Here is a 16,551-nt window from a genome sequence, read left to right on the forward strand (position 1 = left end):
CCAAGGTGTTTTTGGATACAAAAGATAATTTTTGGTAAAGACTCGTTGGGCTCAGGTTTTAAAATTTGCATTAGTTGTTTTGTAAGGTATTGAAAATGAGGTTTTTGTTTTTGCTTTATTTTAATTGATATGATATATCATGGATATTTTTGTCTATTCTTCGTCGTGTGGGCTATCTTTGCACCTCTAAAAAGTTATCCTACCTATGTGGAATAAAATTGCGGCAGGCATCATTCGTTTTCGGTTTGCGTGGATTGTATTGATCTTTGTAACAGTAGCATATATGGGTTATGAAGGAAGTAAAATCGAACTTTCTTATCAAATGGCTCGTATTTTACCCCCCAATGACCCCATCGAAAAAGAATATCAGGAGTTTAGGAAGGTGTTTGGGGAAGATGGCGCTATCATGGTGATAGGCTGGCAGGACCCCAACTTGTTTGAACTCACTAAATTTCGGAACTGGTACGGGCTTGCGGAGCGTATCAAGGCCATGAAAGGCATTAAGAATGTGCTTTCGCTCGGTCATTTATACAAAGTAGAACGAAATGACAGCCTGAGCAAATTTGAATTTAAACCGCTTTTTACGCAACTACCTTCTACTCAGGCGGAGATGGACAGCCTGAAAAATCAGGTTAAAAAACTTCCCTTTTATGAAGGATTGGCCATCAATTCCAAAACCAATTCGACGCTTATTGTTATTACATTTAATGACAAAGACCTAAACTCTTCGCGCCGAATTACGATTGTGGAGGAAATTAAGGCGATGGCCGATGAGTTTTCGATAAAAAATAAAACCGACCTTCACTATTCAGGAATGCCGTTTATTCGGACGGTCATCATGAAAAAAATATCGGGCGAGCTCAAGCTTTTTATGGCCTTAGCGGTGTTGGTGACGGCATTTATCCTCTGGCTTTTTTTTAGATCGCTTCGGCTTACGCTCTTGTCGATTGGTGTGGTATTGATGGGGGTGATTTTCTCCGTTGGTTTACTCCAGTTATTTGGGTATAAAATTACGGCTTTAACTGGCCTTATCCCGCCGCTCTTGATTGTGATTGGAGTGCCTAACTGTGTTTTTCTGTTGAATAAATACCAGCTGGAACTCAAAACGCACGGAAATAAAGACGAAGCGATTAAGGAAATGATTTGCCAGATTGGACTTTCTATTTTTCTGGCCAATATTACGACCGCCATTGGTTTTGGGGTGTTTTATTTTACCAACAGTGCCTTGCTGGTTGAGTTTGGCATCGTGGCTTCCATTTGTGTGATGGTTACGTACGTACTTTGTTTGGTGCTTTTGCCCATCACGTTGCATTATATGAATCTACCCAAAGCGCGGCATTTGAAGCATTTGGAAGGAAAATGGGCCAAAGGCTTCCTGACCAAAGTTGATTATCTAGTACACAATCACCGTCGGGCTATTTATGGTGCCATGGTGGTGGTGATTCTGGTCTCGGCGTATGGGATGACCAAAATTAAAGCCGTGGGGTACATCGTGGATGACCTTCCGCAAAATGACCCCGTTTACGTGGACCTTCGTTTTTTTGAGTCTAACTTCAACGGAGTTTTGCCTTTTGAAGTAATGATTGATACCAAACAGCCCAACGGAGTATTTGGCAATCAGGCACAGGTGTTGTACAAAATCAAGGCATTACAAAACGAAATGGCTGATTTTAAAGAGTTTTCTAAGCCTGTTTCGGTGGTTGAGGCATCGCGGTTTTTGTATCAGGCGTATCGGGGAGGCGAAGCCAAATATTACGTGTTGCCGGGGGCATTAGAGTTATCAAAATTGACCGATTATGTGCAGGGAGACAACCGCGGCGTAAAACAATTAAACTCATTTATGAACGAAGACCGCAGTATTACGCGGGTGAGTTTTCAAATGGCAGATGTAGGCTCGGAGCGAATCAAAGACTTAATCAATCAAATACGCCCCAAAGTTGACTCTATCTTTAACCCGGCTCAGTATAAAGTCAGCCTGACTGGGCACAGTCTTGTGTTTTTGAAAAGCAATGATTATCTGCTGGGCAATTTGTACGAAAGTTTGTTGATTGCCATCGTTTTGATTGCCATTGTCGGGATGGTACTTTTCCGTTCGATTCCCATTATTTTGCTATCCAAACTTCCGTGTCTCATTCCTTTGGCCTTAACGGCGGGGATTATGGGGTACTTTAATATCCATTTTAAGCCCACTACGATTCTGGTTTTCAGCATTACTTTTGGTATTGCTTCCGACGGTACGGTTTATTTTTTAACGCGTTACCGTCAGGAACTCTACCAACGCGGACGCACAGCCTCGGAGGCGGTCTCACAGGCCATTTTCGGAACAGGATTAAGCATGATTTATACCGCTATCATTCTATTCTGCGGCTTTTCTATTTTTGCAGCTTCCAGTTTTGGCGGTACAGCGGCCATGGGCGTGATGGTTTCAATCACTTTATTGGTGGCTATGTGTACAAACTTGATTCTGCTGCCAGCCTTGTTGTTGTCAATTGCAAAAAGGCAAAAAGAGCGTCCGTCGTAGCATCAGAAGTACTTTTAAGCATTCATCACCGCAAAGAATTAAAAAACTACCCCGACAATTCAGGACAGCACGGTCTGCCGAATTGTCGGGGTTTGTATTACTTCACATTCGTCAATTTTCTTGGGATGGTAAAGACTTCGGTTTGGCGTCCGTCCAAATAGCGGAAACCATCGGCGGTGTAGTAACCGTCTTCTTCGAGCATGATTCGGATGATTTTTTTCCATTCGGCAATTTCCACCGCGGCATTGAGCTCAATGGAATAACCCGTATTGGGAAACAAAGGATAATCGCCAGGACCGGGAACTCCCTTCTGCTGGTCCCACATGCCAATCGTTGGCCCCGCTGCGTGGCCGTGAACACCAATAGGGTGGGAGTAAATACTGGCCGTAATACCTTCTTTTTTTGCCTGTTCGAGCGCACCCAACAGCATTTGATTGCCCGTTACGCCAGCCTTAAACCGTTCGGTCAAAAGGTCTTGCAGGCGATTCCCTTGCGCAAAAGCCTTTTTGATAAATTCTGGTACTTCAGACTCGCCCGGACGGAGGATGTAGGCGTGCTGTTGTTGGTCGGTATTGAGTCGCAAATATGTAATGCCAAAATCACAGTGAATCAAATCGCCGGGCATAATGACCTGCTTATCAGGGCGCTTGGAAAACGTGCGTAAATGGTCAAAATTGGCGGGGTCGTGGCGTTGAATGTCGACCGTAGGATGAAACCACGTTTCAAGCCCTAAATCAGTTACTTTTTGGCGCATCCACCACACCACGTCGTCGGTGGTAGTAATGCCCGGATGAATAACTTTTTCGGAAAAAGCTTCCTCAATAATTTCGTGTGAAATACGGCAAATCAAGGGGTAAAGGGCTGCTTCTTTTTCGGAGCGAGTTTCGAGCCAAGCCACCGCCAAACGGTCGGCAGATACGATTTTAGCTTTTTGTTTTTCGGATAAATTAGCCATCAATTCTTTCTGCTCAGTATAGGTCAAACCGTCGGCATGACCGTAATCTTTGGAGAAATTGAGGGCGATTTTTTTGGGATTGCGCTCTTCAATCACTTTGCCCAATGCCAACCATTGATTGGGCTGTACGTTGATGTCCCATTCACCTTTTAGCAAGTTTCCTACGTCGTAGCGAGCAATGGCCAGTTTTTCCAATGGTTTATCTCCTCCTGCGTCAAAAAATACCATGATGGTACGGCGGCGAGCCGATAGCCACGTGCTTGGTAGCATGGTTTTCATGACGGGGTCTTCGTTATATTCACGCGAGACGATTACCCACATGTCTATCCCTTCGCGCCGCATGAGTTGGGGGAGGAGGTTGGTGAGGCGATCTTCCAAAATCTCATCAATCACGCGGGCCCGTTCGCGCTCGGGCAGGATTGGATATTGGGCAAAAAGTGTTGTAGAAGAGAAAAGAGTTAAGAAGAGATAGAATAATGATTTTCTCATTTGTTGATTTGTTTTAACCACAGAGAGAAGGAGAAACACAGAGGTTAAGTTTGTCTCTGTATTGCTCCTTTTCTCTGTGGTAAGCATTTTTGTGGTTAATAGTTTGTTTGAATCGTGCCAAGCAAAGATAAAACCTTTATTTGGCTTGTTGAAAGCCTATTATTACTTTTGTGAGCGAATTACAGAGCCTTTCAGGGTTACAAATAAAAGGATGCCCATCACTTATACGACTGCACAATCGGACGAAGATCTCCGCCAAATCATGGCCCTTCAGCGCCAAAATTTATATAAAAACACCCCTGCTACTTACCAGCAAGATCAGGGGTTTACGACCGTTGAGCATTCATTTGAGGTGCTGAAGCAAATGAATGATGCACTACCCCAAATCATTGCCAAAGACGGTGACACTTTAGCGGGTTATGCCTTGGTTATGCCGCGCACGTTCGGTCAGTTGGTGCCAGAATTGGTGCCGATGTTTGACATTGTGGCCGAACTGGATTGGCAGGGCAAGCGCATCGGCGACTATCGTTTTTACGTTATGGGTCAAATTTGTGTTGCCGAATCGCACCGTGGGCAAGGAATTTTTGATGGTTTATATACCGCCCACAAAGAGCACTTTTCTCCTGATTTTGAACTCTGCGTTACGGAAGTAGCCGTGCGGAACACACGTTCACAGCGGGCGCATGAACGCGTAGGATTCCGCACGATTTATACCTACGAAGACTACACCGACGTATGGAACGTGGTGGTATGGGATTGGAGTTAAGCTTTCATCGCCTCACGCAACATCGCCACGCTTTTTCGAACGCCCGTTTCTGGGGCTTCTTTCCCTTCAAATTCCAGCGCAATGTACCCTTTGTAGTTGGCTTGGCGTAGGATGTTGACGATGCGTTTGTAATCCAAATCCAACGTATACCACTCACCGCCGCCGTAGTAGGTTTTGGCTTGTACAAAGTTGGCTACGGGTGCTACTTTTTCGAGTTTAGTGTAAGGGTCTTCCAGAAAATTTCCTGTATCCAATAGCACGCCCAGCCATGGCGAATCAATTGCCTTGCGGATACGCAGCAGGCCTTCGGGGGTGGAAGTAAGCCCCCAGTGATTTTCCAAAGCAAGCATTACGCCACATTCGGCGGCTTTGGCCAGGCATTTTTCGATGCTGTCAATACACCATTTGAACCCATCATCTTCAGTATAACCGGGCAAAATCGGCTCTACGCCGCGCTTGGCCATGAGTTCGTCAAATGATTTGATGGTATTCCAGCGTCCAGAGTTAAGCCGAATGCTCGGAATCCCCATTTTGTAGGCCAGCTCGATGCAGTGCAGTGTGTGGTCGATGTTTTTCTGGCGCTCGGCCGCATCGGGCGATACAAAACTTTGATGGATGGAAAGACAAATCAAATCTACCCCGTTGACAAACGCGTGTCGTTTGAGTTTTTGAAGATAGGCGTTGTCTTCGTTGTCCATTTGGCGGTGCAAAATATCCACGCCTTCAATCTCCATGCGAGCAGCTTCGTCGATGACCGTTTCGATGGCAACTTTGGGGGTTTTGAAATGCCAATACGAGTAGGTCGAAAGGCCGAGCTTGAACGGATTAAGGTCTTTTGTGGAAGTTAAAAGCGGGCTTTCAGGGGAAGCCAATGCCGCAGTTCCGAGGGTAGCTTGTTGAAAAAAATGGCGACGGTTCATGGAGAAAAAGGGTTTAAATAGCGCTTCAATATAAGGAATTATTCATAAAATAATGGGATGGGCTGTTGAATATAAAATTGAACTTAATCGGTAAATACGGCCCAAATCGTCGGTATTCTTTGTCTTTTCATCGCTTTTGCTAAATGCATCGCTAAACTTTGTGCTATTTTATCTGTCTAACGGGCAAACCCAACACAGCACACCATGCAATACATTCGCTTTACTATCGTTTCGTTGTTTTTTTTAGTCACCAGCCAACTGCTTGCTCAGCAAGTAGAAGTGAAGGGCCGTGTGGCAGACCAAGGAGACAAATCCCCCTTGATCGGGGCCAATATTCTGCTCATAAATGCCGCCGATTCTACCCTTCGGTTTGGTGTCGTGGCTGATACGGCTGGGGCATTTACCATAAAATCGGTGCCGCTGGCCACCTACCGCTTATTTATCAGCTTTGTGGGCTATACCGCCTACGACCAACGCATTAATTTGCGACGTACTGCTCCTGATTTGGGAATTATTTCATTGAAACCCGACGCCCAGCTTCTGAAAGATGTGGTGGTCAAAGGAGTAGCCGAACGGGTGGCTCAAAAAGGAGATACAACCGTCTATAACGCCAGTGCTTTCAAAACAAACCGCGACGCCACCGCGCAGGATTTGATTGAAAAAATGCCCAATATCACCATCGAAAACGGACAGGTAAAAGCGCAGGGAGAGAATGTGCAGAAAGTGACGGTCGACGGGCGCGAGTTTTTTGGCGATGATGCCACGTTGGCCCTGAAAAATTTGCCCGCAGAGGTGGTTGACAAAATTCAGGTATTTGACCGCCTTAGCGACCAGTCGCAGTTCACGGGTTTTGATGATGGCCAAACCGTAAAAACCATCAATGTTGTTACGCGCTCAGATCGTAACAATGGCCAGTTTGGAAAAATATACGCTGGCTACGGCACCGACGACCGCTACATGGTGGGAGGCAGTACCAATTATTTCAAGAAAGATACCCGTATTTCTGTCATTGGAATGTCTAATAATGTCAATCAGCAAAATTTTGCGAGTGAAGATTTATTAGGTGTATTGGGAGGCTCAGGCGGTGGCGGCGCACCAGGTGGAGGCAATCGTGGCGGCGGTGGAAATCGTGGCGGTGGCGGCAACAATGGCGGCGGTGGCAACTTTGGCGGAGGTAATTCGGCAGGTAATTTTTTGTCGGGGCAGCAAGGAGGTATCAATAAAACAAATGCCATTGGACTGAATTACTCCGACAATTGGGGTAAAAAGTGGAAAGTCTCGGGTAGTTATTTCTTCAACGATGCCAGTAATAATAACCTGAGCCAATTGGCAAGAACTTTCTTCTCGACCGAAGGGCCAGGGCAGCTTTACAATGAAGATTATTTTTCGTCAAACAATAACAAAAATCACCGCCTAAACGCCCGCTTGGAATATACCATCAATTCCAAAAACTCGCTCATCATTACGCCCCGAATCAGCTTTCAGGGCAATACCGCTTATAGTAGTTTGTTGGGGGGGAATAGTATTAATGCGCTGCGTATTAGTCAAACCCAAACCGAAAAAGAATCAAAAAACAATGGATATAATTTCGGAAACAGTATTTTGTGGCGGCACCGTTTTGGTAAAATAGGGCGTACGTTGACAGTGGGATTAACGACTTCAGCCAATGACCGGAGCGGCGAATCGTTGTTAAATTCCGTGGTTAATTATTATACCCGCAAAACCGCCGATTCATTGCAGATAACCGACCAACGTACCGATTCCAAATCAGATGGCTACACGATTTCTAGCAATATTTCATTGACCGAAAACATAGGTCGGGGCGGACAGTTGCAGCTTAATTATACCCCTTCTTTCACCAAAAACTATTCTGACCGCAAAACCTATAATTATAACCAAAGCACGAGCGAATACAGCACGCCCGATTTGCGGTTGTCAAACGAATTTGACAATACCTACATCACCAATCGAATTGGAGGAAGTTACCGGTTGCGCATCAAAAAAACGATGGTAACGGCGGAAGTAAATTACCAAAATGCGCAATTGAGCGGCAAACAGAATTATCCGCTGGAATTTTCGATCAACCGATCGTTTAATAACATCTTGCCTTCGGCAATGATCAATTACCGAGGCGCAGATGGAAAGAGCTTTCGGTTCAATTACCGTACGGGCACCAATGCGCCATCCATCAGTCAATTACAAAATGTAGTGGATAACTCAAATCCCCTGTTTTTAAGAACGGGTAATCCCAACTTAAAGCAGGAGTATAACCATAACACGTCGCTCCGCTACGGCGTTACCAATCCTAAAACAGCCCGCAGCTTCTTTATTAATTTGAATGGTTCATTTACACAGAACAACATCAGTACGGCTACGTACATTGCCGCTCGCGATACGGTGGTGGGTGGGTTTCCGCTCAACCGTGGCTCACAGTTTTCGCAGCCAGTCAATGTAAATGGAAACTGGAATGTTCGTTCGTTTATCACGTACGGATTACCCGTGACTTCGCTCAAAAGCAACTTAAACTTCAACATCGGAACGGGCTATACCCGCACCATTGGGTTGATTAACAACATCCAAAATACCTCTAATACGCACTCTATCAACGGAGGGCTGGTGCTGAGTAGCAACATCAGCGAGCAGCTTGATTTTACGGTGTCGGTCAATGGAAATTACAACACCGTTACCAACTCGTTACAGCCTTCATTGGATGGTACGTATTATTATCAAAACAGCAATTTTAAGTTAAACTGGCTGACAAAAGCAGGTTTTTTTGTCAACACCAACCTCAATCATACGTTTTATACGGGGTTGGGGCAGGATTTTAACCTCAATTTTACCCTTTGGAACGCAGCCGTCGGCTATAAATTCCTGAAAAAACAGGCGGGAGAATTGAAATTGAGCACTTTTGATGTCTTGGGACAAAACAACAGCATCAGTCGTACCGTTACCGAAACCTACATAGAAGACCTACAAACCCGGGTATTGCAGCGGTATTATATGCTGACCTTCACGTATACACTCCGTAATTTTAGATAATTAATTGTTAATGTAACCGCCCGAGCATGCATACCGCATAGTAATTTTTTACTAACTATGTGAGCTTGTATCCGTGTGGTTACTACTTTTACGTTTATGAAAAAAATTCTTATTACAGGTTCTAACGGACTGCTGGGCCAAAAATTGGTCGAACTTCTTTTAAAACAGCCTCATATTCAATGTATTGCCACTGCTCGGGGCGCCAACCGTTTACCATTTACGGAAGGTTATGAGTATTACTCCATGGATATTACCAAGCGGGAAGAAGTGGAAGACATCATCGGAAAGACCAAGCCTGATGTCGTTATTCACGGAGCGGCCATGACCAACGTGGATCAGTGCGAATCGGAGAAAGACAATTGTTGGGCGCAAAACGTACACGCGGTTCAGTACATTGTGGATGCCTGCCGTACCCATGACATTTTTCTCTGCCACGTTTCTACCGACTTTATTTTTGACGGCGCCGCAGGGCCGTATACGGAGGAAGGTGAGGCTAATCCGCTGAGTTTTTACGGTTGGAGCAAGTATGCCGCCGAAAAGATTGTGCAACATTCGGGTATTCGTTGGGCCATTGCCAGAACCGTGCTGGTTTATGGTATTGCCTACGATATGTCACGTTCCAACATCATTTTGTGGGTGAAAAAATCACTCGAAGAGAAGAAAAATATCAAAGTGGTCACAGATCAATGGCGCACACCTACGTTGGCGGAAGATTTAGCCATGGGTTGTTTTTTGATTGCCGACCAAGAAGCGAAAGGCATTTTCAATATTTCAGGAAAAGATTTTCTCACTCCCTACGAAATGGCCATCCTGACTGCTGATTATTTTAGCTTAGACAAATCATTGATTGCTCAAGCCGACTCTTCTACGTTTTCGCAACCCGCCAAACGCCCCGCCCGTACGGGGTTTGTGCTAGATAAAGCGCGTAGCGTTTTGGGCTATGAGCCGCGTAGCTTTTCGGAAGGAATCGCAATTTTGGCCAACCAGTTGTGACGCACTTCATTTTTGTATTACCGCTGCGGCGGGTCGCGCAAAGACGTTTTATTCTCTGCGACTTAGCGTCTTTGCGTGATTAAAACTGAAAATAGATAAACTGATTGGATTCAAAAACGCCGAAGAAATAACACAGGATGGACAACGTGATGAATACACTCCAAAATGTGACATCGCGGCGGGTTGGAATGTGCAATACAAAGTGCTCTTTAATCAGTAAAATACCAATAAGTACAACACAAAAAATCATTTCGACGGAGTTGAGTGCCGATTGGATAGGGGAGTGAATCGACAGCGTGGCTATCTTCTTTAAAATCAAGAAAGAACTCCTTACTTCTTCACCAATGGTCATTTTGGGGTTGTCGCCTACCGCAAAAAATACCCACGTAAGCATCACCAAAACAAAGGTGACGAGCGTTTGTAGATAACCATACCAAGCACCAGTGGGCAATGTGATGTTCCAACGTTTTAAGTATTTGTCCCTAAGGGAGGCAAACACGAGATAAAATCCGTGCAATCCGCCCCAAATGATGAAGTTCCAACTAGCCCCGTGCCATAGCCCGCTAACGAGAAAAACCGTGAATCGGTTGAAATAAGCGCGCCCTTCACTGACCCGATTTCCGCCCAACGGAATGTAGAGGTAATCCCGAAACCACGTAGAAAGGGAAATGTGCCAGCGTCCCCAAAACTCTGAGATGGATTTGGAGATATAAGGTGTCTTGAAGTTTTCCATGAGCTTAAAGCCCATCACTTGGGAAGCCCCCAAGGCGATGTCGGAGTACCCCGAAAAGTCGCAATAAATTCGGAATGTATAAAAAAACGTAGCTACTAAAAGCGTCAGTCCGTTGTGATGGACGGGATCGAGGTAAACGGGCCCTTGCATCAAGGCGAGCCGGTCGGCAATGACCACTTTTTTAAAGAATCCAAAGGCCATTCGGGTCAGGCCCGCTTTTACATTTTCCCAATCGTAAGGATGGTTTTCGTGGAATTGATGTAGCACGTTTTGCGGACGTTCAATCGGCCCCGCCACCAACTGGGGATAAAACATAACATACAGGGCATAGATTCCGAAGTGTTTTTCCGCTTTTTGATTGCCGCGATACACTTCAATCGTATAGCTCATGGCCTGAAACGTATGAAACGACAAACCAATGGGCAGAATTAAATCGGGATTTAGGTGTTTTAGAATGGGCATACTCCACGCAATTCCCATTTTCCAACTGAAAGAATTGAACGTTTCGGCAAAAAAATCAAAGTATTTAAAAACGGCCAGAATCCCCACGTTGGTCACAATACTCAGTACCAAAAGCCATTTTCGGCGTGGGCCAGCCGCTGAGGCAATCCAAATCCCCGCAAAGTAGTCGATTACAATGGTGGCAAACAGAATAAGGATGTAAATCGGTTTGAACACCAAGTAAAAATAACAGCTTGCTAACAACAGCAAAAACCAGCGTAGATTCCAGCGCAGGCTGAAATACGCCAGTGTAATAACAATGAAAAATAGCAGAAACTGGACCGAATTAAACAGCATGGCCTTTGGAAACCGAAAAATATAAAACTGAAAAAAGAAAAATTAAAAACCGAAATACCATCATCTGTTTTGCGAAGGTTCGCCGTGAATTTACTCCGTTTTGAGATTTTGCGGTTCTTTTAACCGCCCATCAACAATCTCTTCTTTGATGATGTACAGTGGGCGGCCTTTTGCTTGAAAAAAGATACGCAAAACGTATTCTCCGATGATACCAAGGGCAATCAATTGCACACCGCTGAATAAAATAACCACAAAAAGTAGGGCAGTAAACCCTTCGATAATATCAGAAAAGAATAATTTTTTTACGAGTACAATCATGAAATAAACCAAGGCAATACCAATGGCTGTGCCGCCTGCCCGGGTCATAAATTTTATAGGAAATTCGCTAAAATTAAAAATTCCGTTGTAGGCCAAATTGAAAAGTTGCTTAAACGAATATTTTGATTCACCCGCGATTCGCTCGCTGCGTTCGTATTCAAATCCCGTTTGCTTGAATCCTACCCAAGTGCGCATTCCGCGTAAAAAACGGCTCTCTTCGGGCATTTGATTCATTACATCCACCACGCGCCGGCTAATGAGCGAAAAATCCCCGCTGTCGAGCGGAATTTCTACGTATGAAATGGATTTCAACAGGCGATAAAACAAATAATATCCCGTGCGTTTTACGAAATTCTCTTTCCGTTTACGCCGAACGGCATACACCACATCGTAGCCTTCTTGGTACAGTTTGTAAAAATCGGGCAGTAATTCGGGTGGGTCTTGAAGGTCGCCATCAATGACAAACACCGCTTCGGTCCCTCTCGCCGCGGCCAATCCCGCCGTAAGGGCCAATTGGTGCCCGTGATTGCGCGACAAAAAAACGCAGTGGTAACGTTTATCAAGCAGCGCAAGTTGGCGCATAAGCGTCGCGGTGTTGTCGCGGCTGCCATCATCCACCAATACAACCTCGATAGAAAGCGAAAGACTGTCCATCAGTTTGCTGAGGCGAGCTACCAAATGCGGAAATGATTCGGTTTCGTTATATAACGGGGCAATAATTGAAATTTGAGGTTTTTCCAAAACAAAATGTTTTTAACAATGGATGTTCAACAGTGATTAGTGGGGTTGTCTATGGCCATTCAATGGGTTGATAAATCATGGCTTTGGCTTGGCCGTGCTTGACATAAACAAAACCTAACGAATATTTGCCTGCTGCAATGGCCTCTTTGGGAATCAATACCAAACTACCTCTATCGTACCGATGAAACCAATTTCTCCCTTTGTAAAGATTGGGTTCCAATTTGAATAAATAATTGTGGCTGTCGGAACGCAAAAAGGCGTACAAAGCAGCGTCGAAACCCGAATCGTAAGAAAAATCGTCGGTAAATATAGACAATCCATCTTCTTGATTTGTAATGACGGGCTTGATTTTCAGGCTTGTATCGGCCTGAATTGCCTTTAAAGCGGGGACCAAATCGGTTGGATAGTGGTACGTCTTATGGTTGACGTGATACTTCATCAACGTGTCGACGTAAAGGGCGGCGGGTGAATTCGGGGTAAGGCCCAGTCCAAACCCGTTGTGTTGTTGATTATAGGCAAAAGCGAGCAAAGTCTTTCGGCGCTCGCTGACGGTAGGCCAGTAATGTAAAAAACTCAGTCCCCAGACCAAAATACTGAACCCAAGTGCGGCATTTAGCCATTTTCTTTTGAGCGGAAAAAGGCCCAAATAAAACCCATAGCTGACCATCATAAATAGCGCAGGATAGATTTTGTAATTGCTGACTAGCATCACAAAATACCCAAAACGAGGCCGTAAAAAGGCAATAATGGTGGCATTGGCGAGCAAATACGTAGATACTCCAATCAAAAAAAGCAGCAGCGTATTGGGGGCGAGGGCATGTTTTTTATGTAACTTCCACAACCGTACCACCACGATACCGAGCCAACTGGTCATTATCATGCCAAAAATAGTGGGCAAAACGGAGCGTTCGAACGTACTGCGGTCGGGAAAGAAGTCGAAAAGTCCGCCAATAAAAGTAAAAAAACCGAAGAAAGTTTCGTGAGGATGTTGGAGAAAATACCCAAAACTGGATTCATTATTAAGGGTTTGCATTCCATTGAAGTACAAAAAGACTGCCACGATTCCCACCAACAGCCAACTGCCCAACCACCGATAATTTCCTTGTAAAAATAAAATGACAAATCCCGCTGGCCAGACAAAGATGCCGTTGCTCATCGCAAAATTGGCACAAAGCCCCGCGAGGAGGGCCCAAGCAAAGCGTTTTTGAGCCAAGAGATAGGACGTTAAACAAACAAAAAAGATAACTGGTTGGTGTTGCAGACCCGTAATGGCCCACAGCGACGTCATGTGGTACTGCAACTGAAATAACAAGAACGGGAAAGGCAATAAATAAACCCATGGAATATTGCCTTGTCGAATGGCTCTGATAAAAATGGCGAAGGTGCCGAGCGTAAAAAAAGTGCCAGCCCAATGCAAAAACGTAAAATTAAGCGTTCCAAATAGCCAAAAATACCCCAATGCCGCCAGTTTTCCGAATACCATTCGGTGCTCGTTGTTGGGCTTGAAAAGTAATTTAATGTAGGAAGCAAAATCAGTGGTTCGTTGCCATTCGCGTAAAAAATCTGGAAACGGGTCAAAGTCGTCAAACCACGGCACATTGAGTGAATACCGGGCTATAATCAAAAGAAATAGACCAATGGGGAAAGAAGCAATAAGCCAAAAAATAATCCGACGCATCAAGGATTTGTTTTAAGTACAACTTCTTTTTTACCAAAATAACCACCCATGCACTTAGCCCACCAGTGTTTGGGGTCGGGGTTGGCATCGTCCAAAAACAACGACTGGGGTCTGGCTTTGAGTGGCTCTACATACACACGGTCGCCGGGGGTGTTTTCGATGTATTCGTAACGTTGTTTCAACTCTGAATCATAAGCGGCTGCTCTTCCGCGTAGCCAATCACCGTACACCATGCGAAAGTTTTGACTAAAGAGCGCACTTACCAGAATAAGTATGGCAAGCACCAATTTGATGGAAGGGGGTAAATACCAATTTTTTGCCCCCCAAAAATCCTGTTGATAAAAATATCGAACCAACACGGCAAGGCAATAAAACCAGCCAATCAGGAAATAAAGATAAATAGAGTTGATAACGCGGGGGGCTGGTTCAATACCGATACCGTAGTAAGACGGGAAAATCTGGACGAACAAAATGCCAAAATAAGCCAACACTGCCACCCATAAAGGGACCGAAAAATAGCGCATCGTTTGCTGATTGACAAAAATTTTGGGCAATACGGCAATCCACAAGATTGTAAATACCAACAAAGGCGTTCGGGTCATCCACTCTATGCTCAGTCGGGCCAATAATTTGATGGATTGCATGGCAGAAAACGGGATATTTCTACCCTCTGGGTTGCCGCTCATTCGGAGGAGGTTGCCGGGTGAGGTAAAGAAAATATAACACGAAAAAGCGGCTACTGCCACCAAAAAGACCGCAAACCAATCCCAAGTACGATTGATAACCAATTGATAGCCCCACCATCCTGCCACCAATAGCACCATGATGGTTAGATTGGTTTCGCTGCATCCGATAACCGCAAACACCAAAAAGCCTGCTAAAATGGAGGTGAAATTTTTGAGACCACCTTTGGGCAATTGATACCAGCGCATCATTACTACGAGCCAATAAATAGTAAGTGCATTGGGAACGGTATACGTTACGAAGGCGGCCATCCAATAAAAGGCTTCGGCGATACTGGCAATTTTAAGAATAAATAAGAACACCAATCCACCCACCAAACCCAACGCGCCAAGTCGGGTCCATTTGGGGAATACTTCTTTAACTAAGGCGAAAAGACTGCCCGCTAGTCCCAAAATTAAGAGAAAAGAAAGCAGTTTGACCCCCCCTGGCCATTTGAGAATGAGCGGATTGGAGTGATTCATCAGAATCCCAAAATAGCGCCCCGTCCAGCCAGTATAGTAAAAATTCATGGCCTCAAAATAGCCATATTTAAAAACCGTATCAATATAACAGTAATCATCAACGGGCGAGGGATGATTGTAACAAGCCAATACCAACAACGGAATTAACACCAAAATCAGTAATCCGATGTTAAAAAGATTCTGAAATAAAGGCTTTTGTAATGTTTTCAGCATTGGTTAAATTTGATAATATCATTTGTGAATAAACCCGAAGGGCTACAAAAAACCTCCGAAGCAATTTGTTCTTCTCACTTCTCACTTCTCACTTCTGGCACTTCCACAACCTTTTCAATAATGTACCGGGGTCTTCCTTTGACTTCTTCATAAATCTTGCCAACGTACTCGCCAATCAACCCAATGGCAATCATGTTGGCGCCGCTAAAAAAGGTCATGGGCAATACAATTGAGGTCCAACCCGCCACCGTACTTCCGTACAAGTACGAAATACCGATGTAGACACTGACCGCCATCGCGATAAAAAAGTTGAAAAGACCAAAATAAAGCACCAGTCGCATGGGAAACGTACTGAAAGAAGTGACCCCGTTCCAGGCAAAAAGTAACATCTTTTTGAGCGGATACTTGGTTTCTCCCGCTTCTCGTTCCAATCGTTTGTAAAAAACTTTCTCCGAACGGAAGCCAATCAGCGGAATAATTCCCCTCAAAAACAAGTTTACTTCCTTGAAATGCGCAAACTCTTCAAGTATACGGCGGTCCATCAACCTAAAATCGGCGTGATTAAACACAACGGGCACGCCCATCCAGCGCATCATTGTATAAAATGACTCAGCAGTGGTGCGTTTAAACCAACTGTCATTGCTGCGGTCATCGCGGACTCCGTAGACCACCATTGCCCCGTCGCGGTGTTGTTCGAGCATTTTTCCGATGGCGGCGATGTCGTCCTGCAAATCGGCGTCGATGGTAATAAAGCAATCGTAATCGTTGGTATATTGCGTCAATCCAGCCAAAATAGCGCTTTGGTGGCCAAAATTGCGGGATAATTTAATGCCGATACTTTTGGAGTCATTCTGGCAAATGGTTTCGATGAGCTGCCACGTACGGTCGCGACTGCCATCGTTTACAAAACATATCTTGCTCTCTGGCGAGATGAGTTGTTCTGCTTCTAGATGCGTATAGTATTCTTGAAGAGTACGGTGGGTTTTCAGTAAAATTTCTTCTTCGTTGTAACAGGGAACAACAAGTAATAACTTGGTTGGAAGCATTGACCTCGATTTTCAGTACTGGGCAAAAATACGGTACATTCCGGAACGAAGCGTCATTCTGTGAATAGATTTTATTTATTGGCAGAAAATAAGTCTACTTTTTCAGCGCAGTTGGGAAAAAGGTACTGAGTGAAAT

Annotated in this window: 11 protein-coding genes; 4 read left to right on the forward strand and 7 right to left on the reverse strand. The window is 44.7% G+C overall.

What is annotated here, in order from left to right:
- Positions 1-205 precede the first annotated feature (205 nt).
- Positions 206-2,521, forward strand: a complete 2,316-nt coding sequence (locus DR864_RS01285) for an efflux RND transporter permease subunit (protein WP_114065241.1) — start codon at positions 206-208, stop codon at positions 2,519-2,521.
- Positions 2,522-2,618: 97 nt separating this feature from the next.
- Here the strand turns inward: DR864_RS01285 and DR864_RS01290 are convergent, their stop codons facing one another.
- A complete protein-coding gene (locus tag DR864_RS01290; protein WP_114065242.1) occupies positions 2,619-3,965 on the reverse strand; it encodes a M24 family metallopeptidase in 1,347 nt (448 codons plus the stop codon).
- Positions 3,966-4,176: 211 nt separating this feature from the next.
- On the opposite strand from DR864_RS01290, the gene DR864_RS01295 reads away from it, so the two are divergent.
- The gene (locus DR864_RS01295) at positions 4,177-4,731 is read left to right on the forward strand and encodes a GNAT family N-acetyltransferase (RefSeq protein ID WP_114070108.1); all 555 of its coding nucleotides are present in this window, start codon (positions 4,177-4,179) and stop codon (positions 4,729-4,731) included.
- Here DR864_RS01295 and DR864_RS01300 read toward each other — a convergent pair.
- Positions 4,728-5,651, reverse strand: coding sequence for a sugar phosphate isomerase/epimerase family protein (locus DR864_RS01300; RefSeq protein WP_114065243.1), 924 nt, complete (start codon positions 5,649-5,651; stop codon positions 4,728-4,730). The genes DR864_RS01295 and DR864_RS01300 overlap by 4 nt on opposite strands.
- A 204-nt stretch (positions 5,652-5,855) precedes the next feature.
- Between DR864_RS01300 and DR864_RS01305 the strand changes: the two genes are divergently transcribed.
- Both DR864_RS01305 and DR864_RS01310 read left to right on the forward strand, forming a co-directional pair.
- Positions 5,856-8,690 (forward strand): TonB-dependent receptor, encoded by a 2,835-nt coding sequence (locus tag DR864_RS01305; RefSeq protein WP_114065244.1) that lies wholly within the window; start codon positions 5,856-5,858, stop codon positions 8,688-8,690.
- A 96-nt stretch (positions 8,691-8,786) separates the two neighbouring features.
- Complete coding sequence (locus tag DR864_RS01310) at positions 8,787-9,683, forward strand: SDR family oxidoreductase (RefSeq protein WP_114065245.1); 897 nt, start codon at positions 8,787-8,789, stop codon at positions 9,681-9,683.
- 79 nt (positions 9,684-9,762) lie between these two features.
- Here the strand turns inward: DR864_RS01310 and DR864_RS01315 are convergent, their stop codons facing one another.
- From DR864_RS01315 to DR864_RS01335, 5 genes are all read right to left on the reverse strand, one after another.
- Positions 9,763-11,214, reverse strand: a complete 1,452-nt coding sequence (locus tag DR864_RS01315; RefSeq protein ID WP_114065246.1) for an MBOAT family O-acyltransferase — start codon at positions 11,212-11,214, stop codon at positions 9,763-9,765.
- Between the two features lie 90 nt (positions 11,215-11,304).
- The gene (locus DR864_RS01320) at positions 11,305-12,273 is read right to left on the reverse strand and encodes a glycosyltransferase family 2 protein (protein WP_114065247.1); all 969 of its coding nucleotides are present in this window, start codon (positions 12,271-12,273) and stop codon (positions 11,305-11,307) included.
- Positions 12,274-12,322: 49 nt separating this feature from the next.
- Positions 12,323-13,951 (reverse strand): hypothetical protein, encoded by a 1,629-nt coding sequence (locus DR864_RS01325; RefSeq protein ID WP_114065248.1) that lies wholly within the window; start codon positions 13,949-13,951, stop codon positions 12,323-12,325.
- Complete coding sequence (locus DR864_RS01330) at positions 13,951-15,369, reverse strand: DUF6056 family protein (RefSeq protein ID WP_114065249.1); 1,419 nt, start codon at positions 15,367-15,369, stop codon at positions 13,951-13,953. Before DR864_RS01330 ends, DR864_RS01325 begins: the two co-directional genes overlap by 1 nt.
- A gap of 74 nt (positions 15,370-15,443) precedes the next feature.
- A complete protein-coding gene (locus DR864_RS01335) occupies positions 15,444-16,415 on the reverse strand; it encodes a glycosyltransferase family 2 protein (protein ID WP_114065250.1) in 972 nt (323 codons plus the stop codon).
- Positions 16,416-16,551 lie beyond the last annotated feature (136 nt).

The sequence above is a fragment of the Runella rosea genome, from assembly GCF_003325355.1.
Taxonomy (GTDB): domain Bacteria; phylum Bacteroidota; class Bacteroidia; order Cytophagales; family Spirosomataceae; genus Runella; species Runella rosea.